Source organism: Micromonospora rosaria (assembly GCF_001567585.1).
In the GTDB taxonomy this organism is placed as follows: Bacteria; Actinomycetota; Actinomycetes; order Mycobacteriales; family Micromonosporaceae; genus Micromonospora; species Micromonospora rosaria.
This window is the reverse complement of sequence record NZ_LRQV01000063.1, coordinates 15,512-36,919: the sequence shown is the minus strand read 5'-3', so window position 1 is coordinate 36,919 and position 21,408 is coordinate 15,512. Positions and strand designations below refer to the sequence as shown.

At 72.4% G+C, this 21,408-nt stretch carries 19 protein-coding genes, 1 tRNA gene and 1 pseudogene; 6 read left to right on the top strand and 15 right to left on the bottom strand.

Features of this window, described 5'->3' with window-relative positions; translation table 11 throughout:
* The 7 genes and pseudogenes from AWW66_RS17810 to AWW66_RS17780 form a co-directional block, all read right to left on the bottom strand.
* A pseudogene (locus tag AWW66_RS17810) lies at positions 1 to 758 on the bottom strand (hypothetical protein); the annotation flags it as partial.
* 270 nt (positions 759 to 1,028) lie between these two features.
* The gene (locus tag AWW66_RS17805; RefSeq protein WP_067367464.1) at positions 1,029 to 2,048 is read right to left on the bottom strand and encodes a hypothetical protein; all 1,020 of its coding nucleotides are present in this window, start codon (positions 2,046 to 2,048) and stop codon (positions 1,029 to 1,031) included.
* Positions 2,049 to 2,350: 302 nt separating this feature from the next.
* Complete coding sequence (locus AWW66_RS17800; RefSeq protein WP_067367462.1) at positions 2,351 to 3,529, bottom strand: acyl-CoA dehydrogenase family protein; 1,179 nt, start codon at positions 3,527 to 3,529, stop codon at positions 2,351 to 2,353.
* Positions 3,530 to 3,567: 38 nt separating this feature from the next.
* Positions 3,568 to 4,509 (bottom strand): NAD(P)-dependent oxidoreductase, encoded by a 942-nt coding sequence (locus tag AWW66_RS34450; RefSeq protein ID WP_169807129.1) that lies wholly within the window; start codon positions 4,507 to 4,509, stop codon positions 3,568 to 3,570.
* 5 nt (positions 4,510 to 4,514) lie between these two features.
* The gene (locus tag AWW66_RS17790) at positions 4,515 to 5,957 is read right to left on the bottom strand and encodes an aldehyde dehydrogenase family protein (protein ID WP_067367456.1); all 1,443 of its coding nucleotides are present in this window, start codon (positions 5,955 to 5,957) and stop codon (positions 4,515 to 4,517) included.
* Complete coding sequence (locus AWW66_RS17785) at positions 5,954 to 7,021, bottom strand: ABC transporter ATP-binding protein (RefSeq protein WP_067367453.1); 1,068 nt, start codon at positions 7,019 to 7,021, stop codon at positions 5,954 to 5,956. Before AWW66_RS17785 ends, AWW66_RS17790 begins: the two co-directional genes overlap by 4 nt.
* On the bottom strand, positions 7,021 to 8,064 hold the full coding sequence (locus AWW66_RS17780) for an ABC transporter ATP-binding protein (RefSeq protein WP_083978589.1): 1,044 nt from the start codon (positions 8,062 to 8,064) through the stop codon (positions 7,021 to 7,023). Before AWW66_RS17780 ends, AWW66_RS17785 begins: the two co-directional genes overlap by 1 nt.
* A 125-nt stretch (positions 8,065 to 8,189) precedes the next feature.
* Here AWW66_RS17780 and AWW66_RS17775 point away from each other — a divergent pair, with 125 nt between their 5' ends.
* From AWW66_RS17775 to AWW66_RS17760, 4 genes are read left to right on the top strand one after another with little or no spacing between them, the layout of a single operon-like run.
* A complete protein-coding gene (locus tag AWW66_RS17775) occupies positions 8,190 to 8,720 on the top strand; it encodes an Lrp/AsnC family transcriptional regulator (protein ID WP_067367450.1) in 531 nt (176 codons plus the stop codon).
* A gap of 22 nt (positions 8,721 to 8,742) precedes the next feature.
* Positions 8,743 to 9,690, top strand: a complete 948-nt coding sequence (gene nikB / locus AWW66_RS17770; RefSeq protein ID WP_067367447.1) for a nickel ABC transporter permease — start codon at positions 8,743 to 8,745, stop codon at positions 9,688 to 9,690.
* Positions 9,680 to 10,594, top strand: a complete 915-nt coding sequence (locus AWW66_RS17765) for an ABC transporter permease (RefSeq protein ID WP_245648355.1) — start codon at positions 9,680 to 9,682, stop codon at positions 10,592 to 10,594. Before nikB ends, AWW66_RS17765 begins: the two co-directional genes overlap by 11 nt.
* 57 nt (positions 10,595 to 10,651) lie before the next feature.
* Positions 10,652 to 12,814, top strand: a complete 2,163-nt coding sequence (locus tag AWW66_RS17760; RefSeq protein WP_396890616.1) for a thiamine pyrophosphate-dependent enzyme — start codon at positions 10,652 to 10,654, stop codon at positions 12,812 to 12,814.
* 159 nt (positions 12,815 to 12,973) lie between these two features.
* On the opposite strand, the gene AWW66_RS17755 is transcribed toward AWW66_RS17760, so the two are convergent.
* From AWW66_RS17755 to AWW66_RS17735, 5 genes are all read right to left on the bottom strand, one after another.
* Positions 12,974 to 13,954 (bottom strand): D-2-hydroxyacid dehydrogenase, encoded by a 981-nt coding sequence (locus AWW66_RS17755; protein WP_067367441.1) that lies wholly within the window; start codon positions 13,952 to 13,954, stop codon positions 12,974 to 12,976.
* Positions 13,951 to 14,166, bottom strand: coding sequence for a tautomerase family protein (locus AWW66_RS17750; RefSeq protein WP_067367439.1), 216 nt, complete (start codon positions 14,164 to 14,166; stop codon positions 13,951 to 13,953). Before AWW66_RS17750 ends, AWW66_RS17755 begins: the two co-directional genes overlap by 4 nt.
* A gap of 5 nt (positions 14,167 to 14,171) precedes the next feature.
* Positions 14,172 to 15,050: a tetratricopeptide repeat protein gene (locus AWW66_RS17745; RefSeq protein WP_067367436.1), complete on the bottom strand. Its 879-nt coding sequence runs from the start codon at positions 15,048 to 15,050 to the stop codon at positions 14,172 to 14,174.
* 95 nt (positions 15,051 to 15,145) lie between these two features.
* Complete coding sequence (locus AWW66_RS17740) at positions 15,146 to 16,762, bottom strand: ABC transporter substrate-binding protein (protein ID WP_083978588.1); 1,617 nt, start codon at positions 16,760 to 16,762, stop codon at positions 15,146 to 15,148.
* 29 nt (positions 16,763 to 16,791) lie between these two features.
* A complete protein-coding gene (locus tag AWW66_RS17735; RefSeq protein WP_067367431.1) occupies positions 16,792 to 17,850 on the bottom strand; it encodes a dipeptidase in 1,059 nt (352 codons plus the stop codon).
* A gap of 279 nt (positions 17,851 to 18,129) precedes the next feature.
* On the opposite strand from AWW66_RS17735, the gene AWW66_RS17730 reads away from it, so the two are divergent.
* Complete coding sequence (locus AWW66_RS17730; protein WP_067367428.1) at positions 18,130 to 18,552, top strand: phosphatase domain-containing protein; 423 nt, start codon at positions 18,130 to 18,132, stop codon at positions 18,550 to 18,552.
* Between the two features lies 1 nt (position 18,553).
* A complete protein-coding gene (locus AWW66_RS17725) occupies positions 18,554 to 19,243 on the top strand; it encodes a nucleotidyltransferase domain-containing protein (RefSeq protein WP_067367425.1) in 690 nt (229 codons plus the stop codon).
* Between the two features lie 104 nt (positions 19,244 to 19,347).
* Here AWW66_RS17725 and AWW66_RS17720 read toward each other — a convergent pair whose 3' ends face one another.
* The 3 genes from AWW66_RS17720 to AWW66_RS17710 all read right to left on the bottom strand — a co-directional run bounded on the left by AWW66_RS17720 (position 19,348) and on the right by AWW66_RS17710 (position 21,287).
* A complete protein-coding gene (locus tag AWW66_RS17720) occupies positions 19,348 to 20,052 on the bottom strand; it encodes a hypothetical protein (protein ID WP_067367422.1) in 705 nt (234 codons plus the stop codon).
* Between the two features lie 139 nt (positions 20,053 to 20,191).
* Positions 20,192 to 20,989, bottom strand: coding sequence for a hypothetical protein (locus tag AWW66_RS17715; RefSeq protein WP_157527532.1), 798 nt, complete (start codon positions 20,987 to 20,989; stop codon positions 20,192 to 20,194).
* A gap of 221 nt (positions 20,990 to 21,210) precedes the next feature.
* Positions 21,211 to 21,287 (bottom strand) — tRNA-Ile (locus AWW66_RS17710).
* Positions 21,288 to 21,408 lie beyond the last annotated feature (121 nt).

The window sequence follows — 21,408 nt, the reverse complement described above, 5'->3', positions numbered from 1 at the left end:
GGCGGCGCGGGGGCCGCGCCGAGTTCGGCCGGGGTGGGGGTGTGGTGCCGCTCCGGCGGCCAGGGGCCGTTGTCCTCCAACGCCAACCCGCACCGGCGGTGCCCGCCCCGGCGCAGCAGGACGACGGCGGCCACGGCGAAGAGCACCGCCAGCACGCCGGCCCCTCCCCGGATCAGCAGCGGGTCGATCGGGTCACCGGCGCGGTCGGGTCGCGCGGGCGGCCCGGCCACCACCTGGGTCGGCTCCACCGGCGGGGTGGACGCGGGACGGGAGGGGGCCGCCGCCGTGGTGGGAGCCACGCTGGAGGGGGCCGCCGTGGTGGGGGCGCGGCTCGGCGGCACGCTCGGCCGGGTGGGGCTGGGCGCCACGGCGGCGGGGGTCGGCCGGGCGGATCGGGGGGCGTACGCCGGCAGCGGGCCGATCCGTACCCCCTGGCCCCTGGCGTCCCTGGGCAGGACGAGGAGCCAGCCCGGCCGCAGGGTCAGGCCGTCGGTGAAGGTCTCCCCGTCCGGCTGTGCGCGGCCCTCGTTGAGCTGGACGATCTCCCGGAACCGGTTGCCGTTGCCGAGGGTGCGCAGGGCGATGGCGTACAGGTACTCCCGTTGGCCGTCGACCGGTGGCCCGACCACGTAGTACCTGCCGGTCTCGGCAGCGGGTGCCGCCCGGACCGGGGTCGCCGCCGCGAGCACCACCGCACCCACCAGCACGACCCCGACCAGCAGCAGCACCGGAGCCAGGGCTCGCCGCATGAACACCATCGCCTTCCACACCCTCGGTCCATCGCCATCCTGCCGTCCCGGCTCCCTTCTACGCAGTGGCGTCCGGACGGTTCAAACAGGATCCCGGTCGGTCGGCGCGCTCCGTCGGGCCCAGCCGCCACCGGCGCCGCCCGGATCGGGCCGGCGCCGGTGGCGGTGGCGGTGGCGGTCGTGGTGGCGGTCGCGGCGGTCGTGGTGACCGTGATGGTCGTGATGGTCGTGATGGTCGCGGTGGCGATGAGGGTGCCGGTGGGTGGGCCGTCGGGTCGGTCACGCCGCCTGTGGGGTGCTGCCGCCGCCGCTGAACCGGCGGCCCAGTTCGTCGGCGACCTGGCGGGCCAGGTCCGTCGGGATCGCCGCCGCGATCGCCGCCGGCGACAGCCCGGCCAGGACCCCGGCGACGATCGTCGGCTCGTCCACCGGGTCCCGGCCGGTGAGCTGAGCGATCAGCGCCAGCACCTCGGCGACCTGGGCGCGGGTCGCCCGCCCGGTCTCGGCGATGGTCTGCAACGTGTACCCGACGGTCCACTCCTTGTTGCCCACCGTGGGGTTCGCCGGGTCCCCGTAGTCGCTGTTGTGGTACGGCGGGCGGACCGCCGGGACGGTGTCCGACCGGGTCACCTGCCGGCCGAGCGTGTTGCCCCCGTCCGGGCGCAGCAGCGCGTCCAGGCTCCCGGCGAGGGTCCGTCCGTCCGGGGTCCGGTACTGCTCCATCAGGTACTTGGCCACTTCGGCTGCGCTGGGCATGTCGTCCTCCTGGATCAGTCCGATGGTGCTCAGGTAGCGGCGGAACAGCGGGGTCTGGTTCCGGCCCGCCTTCGTGGCGTCGCGGAAGAAACTGACATGGGTGTGCCAGCGGTGCGAGTTGTCGCCTGTGCTGCGCCGGCCGAGCCGGTCCCAGCGCCGGACGGTCGTGCCGTCCGGGGAGTAGATGATCTCGCGGATGTCCCGGGTGTCGGCCGTGCCGGCGACACACTGGGCGACGCACCACCGCGAGAACGTCCGCAGGTCGTGGGTACTGCCGCCGGAGCGGATTGCGAACCAGCCGACGTCCAGCGCGGAGGCGTCGATGGTGAGGCCGTTACGGTCCCGGGGCGACTCGACCACCGAGTAGTCGTTGGGCACCACCCGGTCGGAGCCGCAGTGGTAGCCGCCCCGGTGCGAGGCGTCCCCGACGATGCCCACCTCGGCGGGTTCGAGGTCGTCCTCCCGTACCCGGGCGGGGTCGGTGTTGAGGTACGTCAGTAAGAGGCTGCGGACAGCCAGCAGGTTTGCTGGGGCCCGAGTCATCGGGCACCCCCTCCGGTTCGGGGCCGGGGCACACCGTGCTGACGCCTGACGCGGGGATGTGGACATCCGGGGTGCGTTCCGGCCGGGCGATGTGGCGGCGCCAGACGATGACCCCAAGTTATGGTCGACGACCGCATCCACCAACGCACGATGTCCGAATTGATGCAGGAAGCACCCCATGAGCACCATTCACGTGACGCCCCCACGACCACCTTGACCAGGCATTACATCCGCCGCCTCGGCATCCCGGAGGAAAGTCACCCTCCGTGACATCGCCGGTGCCGGCCCGGCCCGCGCGGGGCTCAGCGGAAGGCGGCGTGCCCGGTGAGCACCTGGCCGATGATGAGCTGGTGGACCTCGGAGGTGCCCTCGTAGGTGAGCACGGATTCGAGGTTCGCCGCGTGCCGGATGACCGGGTAGTCCAGGGTGATGCCGGCCGCGCCGAGGATGGCCCGGCACTCCCGGGCGATGGCGATCGCCTCCCGGACGCTGTTGAGCTTGCCGAGGCTGATCTGCCGGTGGTCGAGGGTGCCGGCGTCCTTGCGGGCGCCCAGGTGCAGCGCCAGCAGCATGCCCTTGCCCAGTTCCAGGCCCATGTCGGCGAGCTTGAGCTGGGTGGCCTGGTACGCGGCGAGCGGCCGGTCGAAGAGTTGCCGGCTACGGGCGTACGCGACGGTGGTCTCCAGGCAGTCGTGGGCCGCGCCGAGCGCGCCGAAGACGATGCCGAACCGGGCCTCGTTGAGGCAGGAGAGCGGCCCGGAGAGGCCGGCGGCCCCGGGCAGCATCGCGTCGGCGGGCAGCCGCACGTCGTCGAGGACGAGTTCGGAGGTGACCGAGGCGCGCAGCGACTGCTTGCGGGTGATCTCCGGGGCGGTGAGGCCGGGGGCGCCGGCGGGGACCAGGAAGCCCCGGATCCCCTCGTCGGTCCGGGCCCACACCACGGCGACGTCGGCGATCGACCCGTTGGTGATCCACATCTTGGTGCCGGTGAGCACCCAGTCGCCGCCGTCGCGGCGGGCCCGGGTCCGCATCCCCGACGGGTCGGAGCCGAAGTCCGCCTCGGTCAGTCCGAAGCAGCCGATCGCCTCGCCGGCCGCCATCCGGGGCAGCCACTGCTGCTTCTGCTCCTCGGAGCCGAACCGCCAGATGGCGTACATGGCCAGTGAGCCCTGCACGGAGACCAGCGAGCGCAGGCCCGAGTCACCGGCCTCCAACTCGAAGCAGGCCAGCCCGTAGGCGGTGGCGGAGGTGCCGGCGCAGCCGTACCCGTCGAGGTGCATGCCGAGCACGCCGAGGTCGCCGAGTTCCCGGGCCAGGTCCCGGGCGGGCAGGTGGCCCTCCTCGTACCAGGCGGCGACGTGCGGACGGATCCGCCGGTCGACGAACTCGCGGACGGCGGCCTGGAGGTCCCGCGTCTCGTCGTCGACGAGGTCGTCGACACCGACGTACGCGAGGGCGGGCGCGGGGACGGGCAGGGTCACTGTCGGTTTCCTTCCGGCGGGGTTCCAGGTCGGGTGGCTCAGCGCGCGGTCAGGTGCGCGATCACGCCCCGCGCCACGGCGGTCGCCATGGCGTCGAGCGCGTCCTGGGTCATCGCGGCCATGTGCGGGGTGGCGAAGACGCGGGGGTGGTGCAGCAGCGGGTGGTCGGGGTCCGGCGGCTCGGGAGCGAAGACGTCGACGGCGTACCCGCGCAGTCGGCCGGCGTCGAGCGCGGCGAGGACCGCGTCGGCGTCCACCACCCCGGCCCGCGCCGTGTTGACCAGCAGCGCGTCGGGGCGCATCCGGGCCAGCGCGGCCGGGCCGACCAGCCCGGTGGTCTGCGGGGTCTGCGGCACGTGCAGGCTCACCACGTCCGAGGCGGCCAGCAGCCGGTCCAGGTCGACCAGGCGGACCCCCTCGGGCGGGGCGACGGCGGCGACGTCGTACCCGAGCACGGTCATGCCGAGTCCCCGGGCGCGGGCGGCGACGCCCCGGCCGATCGCGCCGAGCCCGACCAGGCCGAGGGTGCGGCCGGCGAGCATGGTGCCGGTCAGGCCGGCCGCGACCACGGCGGACGGCAGCGAACGCCCGGCCGGGAAGTCGCCCCGGGCCAGCGCGGCGGCGGCGCGCGGGGCCTGCCGGGCCAGGGCCAGGGCGGCCAGGATCACGAACTCGGCCACCGACTCGGCGTTGGCGCCGGGGGTGCTCACCACCGGGATGCCGAGCCGCTGCGCGGCGGCGAGGTCGATGCCGTCCAGCCCGGCGCCGTGCCGGCCGACGACCTTCAGCCGGGGTGCGCCGGACAGCATCGCGGCGGTGACCGGTGAGGAGCGCACCACCAGGGCGTCGGCGGTGGCGAGCGGCCCGGCCAGGGTCGCCGGGTCGGTGGCGTGCGCGATCCGCACGTCGCCGGCCGCGCGCAGCAGGTCCAGCCCGGCCGCCGCGATGGGCTCGGTGAGCAGGATCGTCGGGGTCGACACGCCGCTCACCAGCCCGTGTAGCAGGTCACGGGCACGGTGTAGAAGTCCCGCGCGTACGTGCCCTGCTCCCGGGGGCCGTGGTTGGAGGCGCCGGTGCCACCGAAGGGCAGGTGCAGCTCCGTCCCGGCGGTGGGCAGGTTGACGGTGACGATGCCGGCGCGGGCGTCCCGCTTGAAGCGTTCCGCCGCCGCCAGCGAGGTGGTCACGATGCCGGCGGAGAGGCCGTACGCGGTGTCGTTGGCGACGTCGACCGCCTCGTCCAGGTCGTCGACCCGGAGCACGCAGCTCACCGGGCCGAAGATCTCCTCCCGGGCCAGCCGCATGTCGGGGCGCGCGTCGGCGAAGAGGGTGGGGCGCATGAACTGTCCCGCCGCCGGGTCGTGGGTGCCGCCGGCCACCACCCTGGCCCCCTCCGCCGCGCCGATCCGCACGTAGTCGAGGTTGCTGGCGAGCTGGTCGGGGCTGACCACCGGGCCGAGCTGGCTGGCCGGGTCGAGCGGGTCGCCGACCCGCAGCGCGTCGGCGGCGGCGGCGAGGGCGGCGACGAACCGGTCGTGGATGCCGGCCTGCACGATGATCCGGCTGGACGCGGTGCAGCGCTGCCCGGTGCTGAGGAAGCTGCCGTCGAGCGCGCAGCCCACCGCCACCGTCAGGTCGGCGTCGTCGAGCACGACGAGCGGGTTCTTGCCACCCATCTCCAGTTGGAACCGCTTGTTGCCGTGGGCGAGGCACTGCCGGGCCACGTGCGCGCCGGTGGCCGTGCCGCCGGTGAAGGAGACGCCGTCGACGTCGGGCGAGGTGAGCAGCTCCTCGCCGACCACCCGGCCCGCGCCGAAGACCAGGTTGAACACGCCGGGCGGGACGCCGGCGTCGACGATGATCCGGGCGAGCTCCCCGGCCGAGGCGGGCACCAGCTCGGCCGGCTTGAGCACCACCGTGTTGCCGTACGCGAGGGCGGGCGCGACCTTCCACGCCGGAATGGCGAGGGGGTAGTTCCACGGCGTGACGATCCCGACCACGCCGAGCGGGCGTCGCCGGACCTCGGCGTGCACGTCCGCCCGGGTGGAGGCGTACACCTCGCCGGCCGGTTGCAGGAGTTGGTGGGCGTAGTACCGGAAGGTCTGGCCGGCGCGGGTGACCTCGCCCCGGGCCTCGGCGAGCAGCTTGCCCTCCTCCCGGGCGAGCAGCACGGCCAGCTCGTCGACCCGGGCCAGGACGGCGGTGCCGATCCGGTCCAGCAGCGCCATCCGCTCCGCGACGGGCCGGCGGGCCCAGCCGGGCTGGGCGGCGCGGGCCGCCCCGATCGCCGCCCGGGTGGTCTCCGGGCCGGCCTGGGCGTACTCGCTGACGGTCTCACCGGGACGGGCCGGGTTGGTGTTCGCCCGCCGGTCGCCGTCGACCCATTCGCCGCCGACGAGGTTGAGGTGCCGCGGTACGGGGCTGCTCACCGGTCACCCGCCACGGCGACGAGGGGGTGGTCCTGCGGGCCGGGGTTCTCCGGGAAGTGGCAGGCGACCTGGTGGCCGTCCCCGGTGGTGGTGAGCTTGGGCTCCTGGGTGGCGCAGACGTCCTGCGCCTTCCAGCAGCGGGTCCGGAACCGGCAGCCGGTCGGCGGGTTGAGCGGGCTCGGCACGTCCCCGGTGAGGATGCGCCGCTTGCGCTCGACCTCGACCAGCGGGTCGGGGATGGGCACCGCCGACAGCAGCGCCTGGGTGTACGGGTGCCGGGGCGAGGTGTACATGTCCTCGCACTCGCCGACCTCGACGACGGTGCCGAGGTACATCACGGCGATCCGGTCGCAGAGGTGCCGGACCACCGCCAGGTCGTGCGCGATGAACATCATGGTCAGCCCCAGCTCCTCCTGGAGCTGTTCGAGCAGGTTGACGATCTGGGCCTGGACGGAGACGTCGAGGGCGGAGACCGGCTCGTCGGCGACGACGAACTCCGGGTTGCTGACCAGCGCCCGCGCGATGCCGACCCGCTGGCGCTGCCCGCCGGAGAACTCGTGCGGGTAGCGGTCGTGCCAGCGGGAGCTGAGCCCGACGAGCTGCATGGTCTCCAGCGCCTTGGCCCGGCGGCCGGCGGCGGAGAGGTCCGAGTGGACCAGCAGCGGCTCCTCGATCAGCTCGCCGATGCTCATCCGGGGGTTCAGCGAGGCGAACGGGTCCTGGAAGATCATCTGCATCCGGCGGCGCATCGCCCGCATCCGGCCCCGGGACAGGGTGGTCAGCTCGGTGCCGTCGAAGGCGACCGTCCCCTGGCTGGGCTTGAGGAGTTGGAGGATGGCCCGGCCGGTGGTGGACTTGCCGCAGCCGGACTCCCCCACCACGCCGAGGATCTCGCCCCGGCGGATGTCGAGGTCCACCCCGGACACGGCGCGCAGCCGGGCCGCCCGCAGCGAGCCGCGGACCGGGACCTTGAAGTCCACCGCCAGGTCCCGGACCCGCAGCAGGCTCGGACCCGGGGCGGCGGTGTCGGTGGTGTCGGACGCGGTGGCCGGGGCCTCGGACATCAGCGTGCCTCCGTCATCTGGTCGGCGTACCGGTCCTGGGTGGTGAGCCAGCCGCCCTGCTCGGTGGGGCCGGTGCCCCAGCAGCGGGTGAGCTGGCCCCGGGCCGGGCTCTCGCGCACGGTGGTGAGGTCGGGCGGGCTCTCGTGGCACAGCTCGCGGGCGTGGGCGCAGCGGGGGGCGAACCGGCAGCCGGCCGGGATCTGCGACAGCTCCGGCGGGCGGCCGGCGATCGGGCGCAGCCGGCCGCCCCGGGCCAGGTCGAGCCGGGGCACCGAGCCGAGCAGTCCCCAGGTGTAGGGCATCTGCGGGCGGTGGAACAGGTCGACCGTCTCGGCCCGCTCCACGATCTGGCCGGCGTACATCACGTTGACCCGTTCCGCCATGCCGGCGACCACCCCGAGGTCGTGGGTGATGAGCAGGACGGCGGTCCGGGTCTGCCGGGCCAGGTCCCGCAGCAGCTCCAGGATCTGCGCCTGGATGGTCACGTCGAGCGCGGTGGTGATCTCGTCGGCGAGGATCAGCCGGGGGTCGCAGGAGAGCGCCATCGCGATCATCACCCGCTGCCGCATACCGCCGGAGAGCTGGTGCGGGTACGAGCCGAGCCGGGTCTCGGCGGCGGGGATGCGGACCATCTCCAGCAGGTCGACCGCCCGGGCGCGGGCGGCCCGGCGACTCAGCCCGAGGTGCAGTTCCAGTGACTCGGTGAGCTGCCGGCCCACGGTCAGCACCGGGTTCAGCGAGGTCATCGGATCCTGGAAGATCATCGCGATCCCCTTGCCCCGGACCGCGCGCATCTCGCGGGGGCGCAACCGCAACAGGTCCCGCCCCTCGAAGAGCACCTGCCCGCCGGTCACCTCACCGGCCGGCGGCACGATCAGGCCCATGATGGACTGCGCGGTCGCCGACTTCCCGCAGCCGGACTCCCCCACCAGTGCCACCGTCTCACCCGCGTCGACGGTGAACGACACACCGTCCACGGCGGTCACGGAACCGCGTGCAGCACGGAACTCGGTACGTAGGTCCCGCACCTCCAGCAAGGCCATCGAACCCCCAGCAGTTAGTTCACCTTAACGCCGCCATTCGTCAACCGGGAGTGTTGCACAGACGATGTTCGTCGTCTAGGCTCCCGGCAGCGACGAATTACGTCACTCACATCAGTTGGAGCGAGATGGCATCCAAGAGCTCGGTCGAGAAGGATCGCAGCATCATCAGGGAGCTGGTCCAGGACCCGAGACAGACCAACGTCGCGCTGGCGGCGAAGGTCGGTCTCTCCGAGGGTTCGGTGCGGCGGCGACTGGACCGGCTGATCACAGAGGGCCAGGTGCAGTTCGCGATGATCCCCAGCGCCGCCTTCATGGGGCGCCCGGTGCACACGCTGTTCGAGATCCAGAGCTCCCCCGGTGCCACCGAGCAACTCATCGACAAGCTGGCCGGGATGCCGGAGATCGCGTACGTCTACCACGTGACCGGTCAGTTCGACATCATCGCGGTCGGCTACTTCGCCTCCAGCAACGCGATGCGCCGGTTCTGGACCGAGCGGCTCGGCCACCTCGACGGGGTGATGGAGAGCCGGTCGGTGATGGTGCTCCGGGTCGCCAAGCGCGCCCACGAGTGGGCGCGCGACATCGCCGTCACGGGGGACGAGGAGTCCACATTGGACGCAGGACCGGAGCCCGGCGCAGCCGGTCCCGGGGCCTGAGCCGGAACAGGGAGAACGAGCCGTGCTGCGCATCACGCTGATCCGCCTGCTGTCGGTCGTACCGGTCCTGTTCGGGATCTCGGTGATCTCGTTCCTGGTGATCCGCATGATCCCCGGTGACGTGGTCAGTTCGATCATGGGACAGGACTTCGGCGATCCCGCGATCGAGGCGGAGATGCGCCGCTACTTCGGGCTCGACATGCCCGTGCACCAGCAGTTCGTGAACTGGCTCGGCGGTCTGCTCCAGGGTGACCTCGGCACCTCGATGCGGACCGGCCAGCCGGTGCTCGAAGAGATCGTGCAGCGCTTCCCGTCCACGCTCCTGCTGGCGGTCTCGGCGCTGGTGGTCTCGATCCTCATCTCGATCCCGCTCGGGGTGCTCAGCGCGACCAGGCGCAACGGCCTGCTCGACGCGGGCACCCGGATCGGCTCGCTGATCGGCCTGTCCCTGCCGAACTTCTGGCTGGGCATCCTGCTGGTGTACGTCTTCTCGGTCTCCCTGGGCTGGCTGCCCTCACAGGGCGCGGGCGAGGGCGAGGGCTTCCTGGGCAGCCTGAAGTACCTCGTCCTCCCCGCCGTCACCCTCGGCGCCAGCCTCGCCGCGATCAGCATGCGGATGACCCGCTCCAGCATGCTGGAGGTGCTCAACCAGGACTACGTCCGGACCGCCCGCGCCAAGGGCCTCGCCGAGCGGGCCGTGGTGGCCCGGCACGCCCTGCGCAACTCGCTGATCCCGGTGGTGACCGTGCTGGGCATCCAGGCCGGCGCGCTGCTCGGCGGCACCGTCATCGTGGAGCAGGTCTTCGCCTGGCCGGGCCTGGGCACGATGGTCATCCGCGGGATCAGCCAGCGCGACTACCCGGTGGTCCAGGGCACCCTGCTCTTCCTGGCCTTCTTCTACGTCGTGGTCAACCTCATCGTCGACCTCATCTACACCTACCTGGATCCGAGGTTGCGCAGTGGTCACTGAAGCCGCCCCCAGCCGCCGGCCCTGGCGTCGCCGCCCCGACACCGCCGACCGGCCCGAGCCCCGGGCCGTGCAGATCCTGCGGCTCATCACCCGGGACCGGGTCGGCGCGATCGGGCTGGTCATCGTCGTGCTGATGACCGCCGCCGCGGTCTTCGCCCCGCTCATCGCCCCGTACGACCCGACCGCGATGTCCAACCAACGGCTCGCCCCGCCCGGCGGGACCTTCCCGCTCGGCGCCGACGAGGCCGGCCGGGACCTGCTCAGCCGGGCGCTCTACGGCGCCCGGACCTCGCTGACGGTCAGCCTGATCGTGGTGGCCTGCGCCGGGGCGATCGGCGTCGTGCTGGGCCTGCTCGCCGGCTTCTACCGGGGCGTCCTCGACGCGATCATCACCCCGGCCACCGACATCATGTTCTCCTTCCCCACCCTGCTGCTGGCCCTCGCCGTGGTGGCCGCGCGCGGGCCCGGCACGGAGAACCTGATCCTGGCCCTGGTCATCGTCTTCATCCCCAGCTTCGCCCGGATCGTGCGGGGCACCGCGATGACCATCCGCCGCGAGCCGTACGTGGAGTCCGGCCAGGCGGTCGGGCTGAGCAACACCCGGCTCATCCTCAAGTACATCCTGCCCAACTCGGTCGCCCCGATCGCGGTGCAGTTCACCACCAGCCTCGCGTACGCGATCCTGATCGAGGCGTCGCTGGGCTACCTCGGCCTCGGCGTGCAGCCCCCGCAGCCCTCCTGGGGCTCGATGCTCTCCTCCGGCAAGTCCTTCATGGAGATGTCGGTCTGGCCGTCGGTGGTCCCCGGCATCTGCATCATGATCACCGTCCTCGGCTTCAACCTGCTGGGCGACACCCTCCGCGACGTCCTCGACCCCCGACTGCGCGGCAGATCCGGCCGCTGACCCACCCCGGTCACCCCCACCGCAAGGAGCACCCCCGTGGAAACCGTCGACGAGCACCTGGTCCGCCGGCTCACCGAATGGTCCACGGGGCCGCTGCCCGAACCGGTCGCGCCGGAGGTCGACGTCGACCCGGCGCTGCTGCTGGCGTACCTCGACGCCCAGGTGCAGAGCCGGCACCTCGACCTCGCGCTGCGCTGGTTGCAGGCGCAGCGGGAGGGGTTCTACACGATCGGCTCCGCCGGCCACGAGAGCAACGCCGCCGTCGCCCTGGCGCTGCGCCCGACCGACCCGGCCCTGCTGCACTACCGCTCCGGCGGCTTCTACGCGGCCCGCGCCGGCCAGGTGCCCGGCGCCACCGGAATCACCGACGTGCTGCACTCGGCGGCGGCGTCCCGGCGGGACCCGATCTCCGGTGGACGGCACAAGGTCTTCGGCCACCGGGCGCTGAACATCGTCCCGCAGACCTCCACCATCGCCTCGCATCTGCCCCGGGCCGTGGGCATGGCCTTCGCCCTCGGCCGGGGCACCAACCCCACCGGGTACCCGGACGACGCCGTGGTGGTGTCCAGCTTCGGCGACGCCTCGGCCAACCACTCCACCGCCGCCGGGGCGCTCAACGCCGCGGGCTGGTGCGCCCACCAGGGCCTGCCGCTGCCGCTGCTGCTGGTCTGCGAGGACAACGGGATTGGCATCAGCACCCGCTCGCCGCGCGGCTGGATCCGGCGGGCCCTGTCGGCGCTGCCCGGCATCGAGTACGTGGCCGCCGACGGCACCGACCCGGCCCGGCTGCTGGCCACCGCGGCCGAGGTGGCGCACCGGGTCCGCAGCACCCGCCGGCCCGCCGTGCTGCACCTGGGCACCGTCCGGTTCATGGGGCACGCCGGCTCCGACGCCGAGCTGGCGTACCGCAGCCGCGCGGAGATCCTCGCCGACCACGCCCGCGACCCGATCCTGGCCACCGCGGCGCTGCTCGCCCACCGGGGGATCCTCACCCCCGCCGAGACCCTGGACCGGTACGAGCACGCCCGCAAACTGGTGACGGAGCAGGCCCAGCTGCTGCTGGGCCGGGTCGAGCGGCTGGACAGCGCGGCGGCGGTGACCGCGCCGCTGACCGCCCGTCGGGTCCCCGAGGTCCGGGCCGCCGCGCGACGGTCCGGTGCCGGCCGGGACCGGGCCTTCGGCGGGAAGCTCCCCGAGCACCGGGGCCCGCTCACCCTCGCCCAGTCGATCAACGCCGCGCTGCACGACGCGCTGCTGAGCTTCCCGGCGGCCCAGGTCTTCGGCGAGGACGTGGCCCGCAAGGGCGGCGTGTACGGCGTCACCCGGGGCCTGCGCAAGGCGTTCGGCGCCGGCCGGGTCTTCGACACCCTCCTCGACGAGCAGACCATCCTCGGCGTCGCCCTCGGCGGGGCGCTGGCCGGCACCCTGCCCATCCCCGAGATCCAGTACCTGGCGTACCTGCACAACGCCGAGGACCAGCTCCGGGGGGAGGCCGCCTCGCTGCGGTTCTTCTCCGCCGGTCAGTACCAGAACGGCATGGTGGTACGGATCGCCGGGCTGGCGTACCAGAAGGGCTTCGGCGGGCACTTCCACAACGACAACTCGGTGGCGGTGCTGCGGGACATCCCCGGGCTGGCCCTGGCCGTCGCCAGCCACCCGGCCACCGCCCCGGCCCTGCTGCGCCAGTGCCTGGCCCTGGCCGAACAGGAGGGTCGGGTCTGCGTCTTCCTGGAGCCGATCGCCCTGTACCACCAGCGTGACCTGCACGCCGACGGCGACGGCGGCTGGCTCGCGCCGTACCCCGCCCCGGCGGACTGGCCGGCGGCCCCGCTGGGCGAGGTGCGGACCGTCCGCGACGGCGACGACCTGGCGCTGGTCACCTTCGGCAACGGCGTCCCGATGAGCCTGCGCACGGCCGGGGCGCTGGCCGCCGACGGCGTACAGGCCCGGGTCGTCGACCTCCAGTGGCTGGCCCCGCTGCCCACGGAGAGCCTGCACGCCGCGCTCAGGGGCGTCGACCGGGTCCTGGTGGTGGACGAGACGCGCCGCAGCGGCGGGGTCTCCGAGGCGGTGGTGACCGCGTTGGTCGACGGCGGCTTCGCCGGCCGGATCGCCCGGGTCACCAGCGTCGACAGCTACGTCCCGCTGGGCCCCGCCGCCGACCGGGTCCTCCTGCGCGACCCCGACGTCCTCACCGCCGCCCGAGCGCTGCTCGGGTAAGGAAGGGCCCCCTCTTAACGCATACGGTAGAGAAGGGTCCCCTTCTTACCTGCCGTCGGCGGGCCCGGCAGCGCGGGCGCCGGCAGCGAGCACGCCAGCAACGGGAACGGCGGCGGCCCGCGTGCCGGAGCACGCGGGCCGCCGGGGCCGGAGCCGGGGTCAGTAGCCGAGTTCCGGCTGCCGCTTGGTGCCGAGCAGCTCCGCGCCGGCCAGGTACCGGTCGAAGTTGGCGCAGAAGTCGGCGTACAGGCGTTGCAGGTTGCCGTCGCCCCGGAACGACGTGTGCGGGGTGAGCGTGGTGCGCGGCAGGTCCCACAGCCGACTCTCCGGCGGCAGCGGCTCCTGCTCGAACACGTCGAGCACGGCACCGCCGATCCGGCCGGCGTGCATCGCGTCGACCAGGGCGTCCTCGGCGATCAGCGCGCCCCGGCCGACGTTGACCAGCACCGCGGACTCCTTCATCGCGGCGAACCGGTCCGCGTCGAAGAAGTACCGGTTCTCGGTGGTGAGCGGCATGGCCAGCACCACCGAGTCGGCCTCCGGCAGCAGCGCGAGGTGCCCGGCGAACGGTTCCACCCGCTCGAACCCGTCGGCCGGGGTACCGGCCCGGTTGACCCCGATCACCGTGACGCCCAGGGCCTGGGCCCGCCAGGCCACCTCCCGCCCGATCGCCCCGGTGCCGAAGACCAGCATGGTGCTGCCGATGACGTCCCGGGCCACCACCCGGATCCACTCGCGGTCCCGCTGCGCCGCCGCGTACTCCGGGAAGGCGCGGGCGTGCAGCAGCACCGCGCCGATCACGTACTCGGCGATCGGCACGTTGTACGAGTTGGGGGAACGGGTGTAGATCAGCCCCTCGTCGAGCCGGCGGTGCCAGATCTCGCCGCCCACCCAGTCGAACCCGGCGGCGGTGATCTGCACCCAGCGCAGCCCGTGGCACTTGCTGAGCAGGGCGTCGAAGACGTCCTCGTCCATCGCGCTGCGCAGGATCACCTCGGCGTCGAGGTACTCCTCGCGGACCGGCTCGTCGTCCGGCACCGCGGTGAACCGGCAGGTGGGATAGCGCTCGCGCAGTTGCGGCAGCAGCCCGGCCAGGTTCGGGGTGATCAGGACGTGCGGGCCGGGACCGGCGACGGTCACGACGACTCCTTCGCCTGAGCCTGCGCCTGAGCCGCCCGCCGGGTGTACGACAGGCCGCCCTTGGCCCAGTTGTCGTGGGACACCTCGTAGAGCAGGACGTGGGTGTTCTCCCGAGGGGAGCCGTACTTGACCAGGACGTCGGTCAGCTCGGCGATGATCGCGTCCTTGGTCTCCTGGTCACGCGGGCTGATCTCGGCGCGGATGATGGCCATGGTCCTCAGTTCTCCTTGCTCGCGGTCGCGGCGACGCCGGCGAAGTCGGGGTTGCGGGAGTACTCGGCCTGGACGGCCAGATAGGCGAAGGCGTGCCTGACGTTGGTGGCCAGCACCCCGTCGAAGACCTCACGGGCCTTGTCGATCTCGCCGTTGTAGTAGTGCCAGTTGCCCAGCCCGTAGCCCTGGGTGACGGTGCGCAGGCTGTTGTTGTCGCACATCGCCCACAGCTGCTCCGGGGTGATCTCGCCGGTGTAGAGCCGCATCCGGCCCTCGTACCCGACCAGGTGGTCCTGCTCGACCAGGGCGATCGCGCGGAACCGGTCGAGCACCTCCTCCGCCTCGGCCGGGCGGCCCAGCCGGCGCAGCGCCATGTACTGCCAGTCCTGCGAGGCGACCGTGCCCTCCTGGTGCCGGGACGACTGCTCGGCCGCGCGGAAGCTGGGCAGGCAACCCTCGAAGTCGCCGAGCAGGTACTGGGCGACACCGAGGTGGTACCAGACGCCGGTGTGCAGGGTGGTCAGGTACCGGTCCAGCGCCGCCGGGTCCTGCGCGGCCATGGTGTCGGTGAGGTGCTGCGGGCGGACCTGCTCGGGCCGGCCGAGGATCAGGCTGACCACGTCCTTCTCGACCTCGGGCTGGTACATCTCGTACTCGTCCTCGACGTCGGCGAGCTGGTCCGCCGCGGCGCGCAGGTCCTCCACCGCGCCGGTGTAGTCACCGGTCGAGATCCGCCGGTGCCCCCGGAAACGCAGCAGTCGCGCGCTGCCCGGCTCCAGCTCCAACGCCTCGGTGAGCAGGGCCACCGACTCGGCGTGCTTGTTGAGGTAGCCCTTGAGCCGGGCGGCGATGATGTAGCGCTCGGTCAGCGGTACGGACGACATTGACCTGCCTTTCGTCACGGGATGGGTGGCCGGGGAGCCGGCGGGAGGGGCCGGTGGTGGGGGCACCGGGCGCCCGGCGCCCCCACCACCGCTGGTCAGCGGTCGAGCCAGATGTTCCGGTAGAACCGGTACGTCGGCGTCGCGTCGCCCCGGTAGCCCATGACGTCCTTCTGCACGACGTCGTAGTCGGCGTTGAGGAAGGTCATGGCCACCGGCCCGCGCTCGGCGAGGATCTTCTCGGCCTGCTGGTAGAGCGCGGCCCGCTTGTCCTTGTCCAGCTCCGACCGGGCCTGCACGACCAGGTTCTCGTACTCCGGGTCGCTCCAGTTGCCGTAGTTCAGCCCACCGTTGGCGAGGAAGCTGGCGGTGAACCGCTCGTCCGGGTCGTAGGTGAGGCCGAACCCGGACTGGTACATGTCGAAGTCACCGGACTTGGTGCGGGTGTCGGCGATGGTCGACTCGACCGACTCGATGGTCACCCTGATGCCGATCTTGGCGAGCTGCTGCTGCTCCACCTCGGCCGAGCGCACCTGGAACGCCGACGTGGCGATCACCATCAGCTTCGCCTCGAAGCCGTCCGGGTACCCCGCCTCGGTCAGCAGCGTCTTGGCCTTCTCGATGTCCGGCTGGCCGTACACCGGCTCGGTCAGCGCGCCGTACCGGTCCGGCGGCAGGTAGCCCGCGTTGAGCGCGGTCCCGAAGCCGGAGTTCGCCACGTTCAGGATCTCCTGCCGGTCCAGCGCCAGGAAGATCGCCTGCCGGACCTTCACGTCGTCGTACGGGGCCTTGGAGGTGTTCAGCCGCAGGTGCAGGGAGAGCGAGCCGGAGCCGCCGTACCACTTGAGCGCCTCGTCGCGCTTGAGCGCGTCGATGAACTCGGGCGCCGGCCGCCAGAGGAAGTCGACCGTACCGCTGCGGACCGCCGCGGCGCGGGCGTTGTCGTCGGGGTTGAAGCTGAAGTCCAGCCCGTCGAGGTACGGCACGCCGGACTCCCAGTACCGGTCGTGCTTGTCCAGCTTGATGGCCTGGCCGGTGACCCGGGAGGCCAGCTTGAACGGGCCGCTGCCACCGTCGACGTCGCCGTTGAGCCCGCCCTCGGCGTCGACCACCGACTTGTCCACGACGGACGAGGCGGCGGTGGAGAGCAGGGTCAGGATCGCCGCGTTCGGCTTGGCGAGGGTGAAGACGGCGGTCCGCTCGTCGACCGCCTCGACCGAGGTGATGCCCTCGTAGCTGCGGGCGCGCGGGGCCCGGGTCGCCGGGTCCTTGATCCGCTCGATCGAGTACTTCACGTCCGCCGCGGTCACCTTGCGCCCGCTGTGGAAGTAGGCGTTGTCGCGGAGCGTGAAGGTGATCGTCAGCCCGTCGGCGCTCTGCTCCCAGGACTCGGCGATCGCCGGCTTGATCTCGCCCCGGTACGACTGCACCAGCGACTCGTAGATCTGCTCGTTGATGACGAAGGCCGAGGTCTCCGACATCTTGTGCGGGTCCAGCTCGTTGGCGTCCAGGCGGATCATGATGCGCAGCCGGCCGCCGGACTTCGGGCTGCCCGCGGGCTGCGCCTCGTCCTCCAGCCGGACACTGGCCATCAGGCCGTCGTTGCCGCTGTCGCCGTTATTGGTGGACGGAGGTTCACCACCTCCGGAGCAGCCGGCCGCGAGCGCCGCCACGACGCCCACCGCCAGCACTCTGGTCAAAAGTCGAGTTCGCATGGGTCTCCTTGCCTGTCACGATGCGGCGCTTACCGGTCACCCGGCTTCCATGCCTCCCCAAGAACCCGAAGCCAGTTGCCGCCGAGAACCTTGGTCACCTCGTCCGGCGTGAAACCGCCGGCCAGAAGCGCCTCGGTGAAGTGGGGAAAGTCCGAGGCGTCGTCCATGCCGATCGCCCGGCGCTCGTTCCAGCCGAAGTCGCCGAGGAGGTTCTGCTGCTCCTTGGACGTCGACCGCGCGATGGACTGCAACTGCGCGATCCGCATCGGCTCGGTCCACGTCTCGTCGTAGTCGGTGGCGATGGCGACGTGCTCCACGCCGCCGGTCACCTCGACCACCTGCTTGACGTGCTCGACGAAGCGGGTCAGGTCGGGACGCCGGGACGGGGCGTCCGGGTAGTAGAGGAATCCGGACAGCGTGGTGATGCCCATGACGCCGCCCTGCTCGCCGAGGCGGCGCAGGAAGGCGTCGGACTTCGCCCGGATGTGCGGTGAGAGCACGTCGCAGAAGGAGTGCGTCACCACCACCGGGGTCTCGGAGACCTCCATGGCGTCCAGGCCGGTGCGCTCGCCGCAGTGCGAGACGTCGACCAGGATGCCCAGCTCGTTCATCGCCCCGACGAAGGCCCGGCCCCGGTGGGTCAGCCCGGGGTCGACCTCCTCCCCGCAGCCGGCCCCCAGCAGGTTCTGCCGCTGGTAGGTCAGTTGCAGGACCCGGATGCCCAGGTCGTAGAAGGTGCCGAGCAGGTCGAGGTCGACACCGATCATCTCGGTGTCCTGCGGACCGAGGATGACGGCTTCCTTGCCCTCGGCCTTGGCCCGCTGAATGTCGGCCACGGTGAGCGCGAGCAGCACGTCGTCGGGGTGCTCGTCGATCCACCGGCGGCACCGGTTGACCTGTCGCAACGCGGTGGCCGTGTCCACGTACGGCTTGGTGACGGTGTGGTTGACGGCGGTGACGCCACCGCGCCGGATCCGGTCGAGGTGGGCGTCGCTGAGCTCGATGACCGTGCTGCCGTCCACCACTGTGGCGGCGGCGTGCAGCTCGGTTGCCGAGAGGGTGGTGGCTTCCGCGGCGGCAGTGTTCACATCATCTCCAGGATCAAGGATCGGAAGATGGTGGGACTCTACGAGGAACGCCAGTTCATGTCTATAGAGTTGACGAAATCGTCGTAGAACTCTTTAGGATCTACGAATTTCGTCGCTTCTGGTGACTGTTGTTGCTGACTGAGATCGGCGGGAAACACGGCGGCGACGGGTCCGTGGCACACCGGACCACCGACCCGACCGGCCGGGGCCGCCGACGCCCGCGCGGTAGGCCATCATGAGCGACGCCGGTGACCGCCGCGCGTACCCGAGGAGCCCGCCGTGACCCTGCCCCGAGCCGTCCTCGTCGACATCGACGGCACCCTCGCCCACCGGGGCGACCGCTCGCCGTACGACTGGTCCCGGGTCGGCGAGGACCGGCCCAACCCCGCCGTCGTCGAACTCGTCCAGACCATCGCCGCCGCCGGACGGCACCGGGTCATCCTGCTCACCGGCCGCGACGACGTGTGCCGGTGGCAGACCGAGCTGTGGCTCGACGCCCAACACGTCCCGTACCACGAACTGCACATGCGCCCGCACCAGGACAACCGGAAGGACTCGGTGGTCAAGGCGGAGATGTACCGTACCCTCGTCGAGGACCGCTACCAGGTGGCCTTCGTGATCGACGACCGGGACCAGGTCGTCCACATGTGGCGGCACGACCTCGGCCTCACCTGCCTCCAGGTCGCCGAGGGAGACTTCTGACGTGGTGCCCAACCTGCTGCTCTGCGGCATCGTCGGCTCCACCGCGTACGGGCTCGCCGGTACGGACTCGGACGTGGACCGCCTCGGCGTCTACGCCGCCCCCACCGTCGCCTTCCACGGCCTCACCCCGCCCACCGGGCGCGAGGCCTCGATCGTGCGGCACGACCCGGACGTCACGTACCACGAGGCGGCGAAGGCGGCGACGTTGCTGCTCGCCGGCAACCCCACCGTCACCGAGATCCTCTGGCTCCCCGACGACCTGTACGAGGTCCGTACCCCCCTCGGCGCCGAGATGATCGACATCCGGGCCGCGTTCCTGTCCGCGAACCGCGTCCGGGACGCCTACTTCGGGTACGCCACCGCGCAGCTCAAGCGGCTGCTCACCACCGGACAGTTCCAGTCGAAGATGCGCAGGCGGCAGGCCAAGCACGGCCGGCACCTGCTCCGCCTCCTCGACCAGGGCTTCGCCCTCTACGCCACCGGCACCCTGCCGATCCGGGTCGCGGACCCGCAGCGGTACCTCGACTTCGGCGAGGCGGTGGCCGCGGACCCGGAGGCCGCCCGCCCGGCGCTCGCCGCCGCCGAGGCCCGCTTCGACGCGGTGACCTCACCGCTGCCGGCCGAACCCGACCGGGCCACGGTCGAGGCGTGGCTGCACCGGGTCCGCCGCGCCTTCCTGGAACCGGCCTGACCGTTCGTGTCCTGGGTGGCCCCGGCTCGCCCCGGTGCCCCGGTCGGCGTCGCCTCGGGCCGCCGCCGGCGCGCGTCCGACCGGCGTGGCTCTGGCCCGGCCGCCTACCCACCACCCTCGGGCCGGTCCTGCCGCAGCTCGGGGTACTGCTCGCGGGCCCACCCGCTCAGCGTGTGGACCCACTTGAGGCCGGCACCCTCACAGATCAGGCACACCCGCTGCGTGAAGCAGCAGGTGCACCGCCGCCGACGTCGGTCGTCGTCCAGGAGGAAGCCCCGCCCCAGGCAGCAGGGGCACCAGCCTAGGCCGTCGCACTCGTAGCAGAGGAGCGCCCCGGCCGGCAGGGTCCCGGCGGTGACGCACGGCTCGGGCGGGACGAACTCGACCGGTTCGTGGAGCAGGACGTGCGGGGTCTCGCCGGTGATGGCGTACCCCTCCCCGACGCGGCAGACGGCGTGCTCCCCGTGGCAGCTGACCACCGTGATCACGAATCCGTCGCGGCGGGCGACGGCGCGATTCCCGGTCGGGCCGGGGTCGGTCTCGACGCTCCAGCCAGCCTCGGCGAGGAGCAGGCCGCCCCGGTGGACCGCGTGGTCGGCGCACGGTTGCTTCATCGCGACCAGGCTCAGAGTCAGCTGGTACGCGTGCCGCAGCGGCTCCCGCCGGTCGAGAACGGCCGGTTCCGGCGGCAGGTCGGGCTCGGGCTGCTGGTCCGGTTCGAGGGCCCGGGCCAGGGCGCGCATGTTCGCGTCCAGGATCCGGAAGGCGTTGTCCAGCTCCGCACGCGCCCCGGGGATCTCGACCATCACCGCCGCCCTCCGCCGCTCGACGTGGTGACCGGAAGCGTACGGTCGCCCCGGGCGCCCTCCGTCCGAGGATAGCCCCACCATCGACCGGCGTCACCGGCCCGGACGGTGGTGGGGCCACCGGCGGCTGTCGGCGGGCGGCTCAGTCGAGGGTGGAGACGCCGCCGGTCGTCGGCGTGGAGAGCCGCCCGTTCTCCCTCGTCCGGACGTAGAAACGGTAGAAGGTGTTCGACACCAGTCCGGTCACCGTGTGGGTGTACCAGCCGGTCCCCGGGTGGGGACCGATCTGGACGGTACGGGACTCCGGGGTGAGCACCCAGTGACCGTCGTCGTTCATCCGCCGCGCCATCCAGTCGTAGGTGATCGAGTAGCCCTCCTCGGCGGTGGAGAGGTCGGTGAAGCCGACGACGACCGCGTCCTGGCTGTTGACGACGACGGGCGTCAGGCTCAGGTTCGCCGGTGGGGTCGGCTCCACCGTGTAGGGCAGGACGTTCAGGATGCTCGAGTACGGTGCCGCCGGCTCGGTGCCGTCGGGCACGTTGACCAGGGTGATCATCACCCGGTGGGTGCCGACGGTCGAGGGCGCGGGGACGGTGATGTCGAAGCCGACGTTCGCCCCCTGCCCGGCGTGCCACAGCCCGGCGGGGTACCCGCCGACGAACGGCCCGTCCACGTTGACCCAGATGGTGACGGGTCCGCCGTTGACGTCCCGGGCCCAACCCCGGACGTGGAAGGCGCCGTTGGCGAAGCCGTACGACTCGACCCGGCCGGTGGGCGACTTGTCGCTGCCCTCCGGCGGCGGCGGGTCCTCGATCGGGTTGCAGATCGGCGGCGGTGAGGGTACGTCGCAGTCGGGCCTGGCGGCAGCCGGTGCGGCGGCGGTGGCGACGGCGACGACCGCCGCCACCGCCCCGACGACGAATGCGCGGAAACGTCTCATGCCGGCAGTGAACCGACCCGGTCTGGGATCCCGCTGGGAAACCGTTGGGACCGTCGGCCACCCGACTCGCCGGTCGGACGCCGGCAGCGGTTGTGCCGCCCACCTGATCACCGCCGGGCCAGGGTGTACGCGGGGGAACGGCTGACCTTCGGCGACATCACCGTGACCGGAGCACCCTGCCGGTGACAACTCCGGGAAGATCGTGGATCTAGTGTTTTGCCTGGTGGGGCGGGCGGGACTCGAACCCGCGACCGAGGGATTATGAGTCCCCTGCTCTAACCCGCTGAGCTACCGCCCCCTGTTTCGTGCGCCGGATCGTAACCCGCCCGGTCGATCACAGCCACCGCCTTACGGAGCGGACGAGCCCTCGCCCACGCGGGACCAGGGACGCGCCATCCGGGGCGACACCCGCGCGATCG

Bases quoted from the DNA above. Each gene is read 5' to 3' on its own strand.
- AWW66_RS17745 (WP_067367436.1), bottom strand. From the start codon at position 15,050: ATGTCGTCCGTACCGCTGACCGAGCGCTACATCATCGCCGCCCGGCTC.
- AWW66_RS17775 (WP_067367450.1), top strand. From the start codon at position 8,190: ATGGCATCCAAGAGCTCGGTCGAGAAGGATCGCAGCATCATCAGGGAG.
- AWW66_RS17785 (WP_067367453.1), bottom strand. From the start codon at position 7,021: ATGTCCGAGGCCCCGGCCACCGCGTCCGACACCACCGACACCGCCGCC.
- AWW66_RS17750 (WP_067367439.1), bottom strand. From the start codon at position 14,166: ATGGCCATCATCCGCGCCGAGATCAGCCCGCGTGACCAGGAGACCAAG.
- AWW66_RS17715 (WP_157527532.1), bottom strand. From the start codon at position 20,989: ATGAGACGTTTCCGCGCATTCGTCGTCGGGGCGGTGGCGGCGGTCGTC.
- AWW66_RS17805 (WP_067367464.1), bottom strand. From the start codon at position 2,048: ATGACTCGGGCCCCAGCAAACCTGCTGGCTGTCCGCAGCCTCTTACTG.
- AWW66_RS17740 (WP_083978588.1), bottom strand. From the start codon at position 16,762: ATGCGAACTCGACTTTTGACCAGAGTGCTGGCGGTGGGCGTCGTGGCG.
- AWW66_RS17780 (WP_083978589.1), bottom strand. From the start codon at position 8,064: ATGGCCTTGCTGGAGGTGCGGGACCTACGTACCGAGTTCCGTGCTGCA.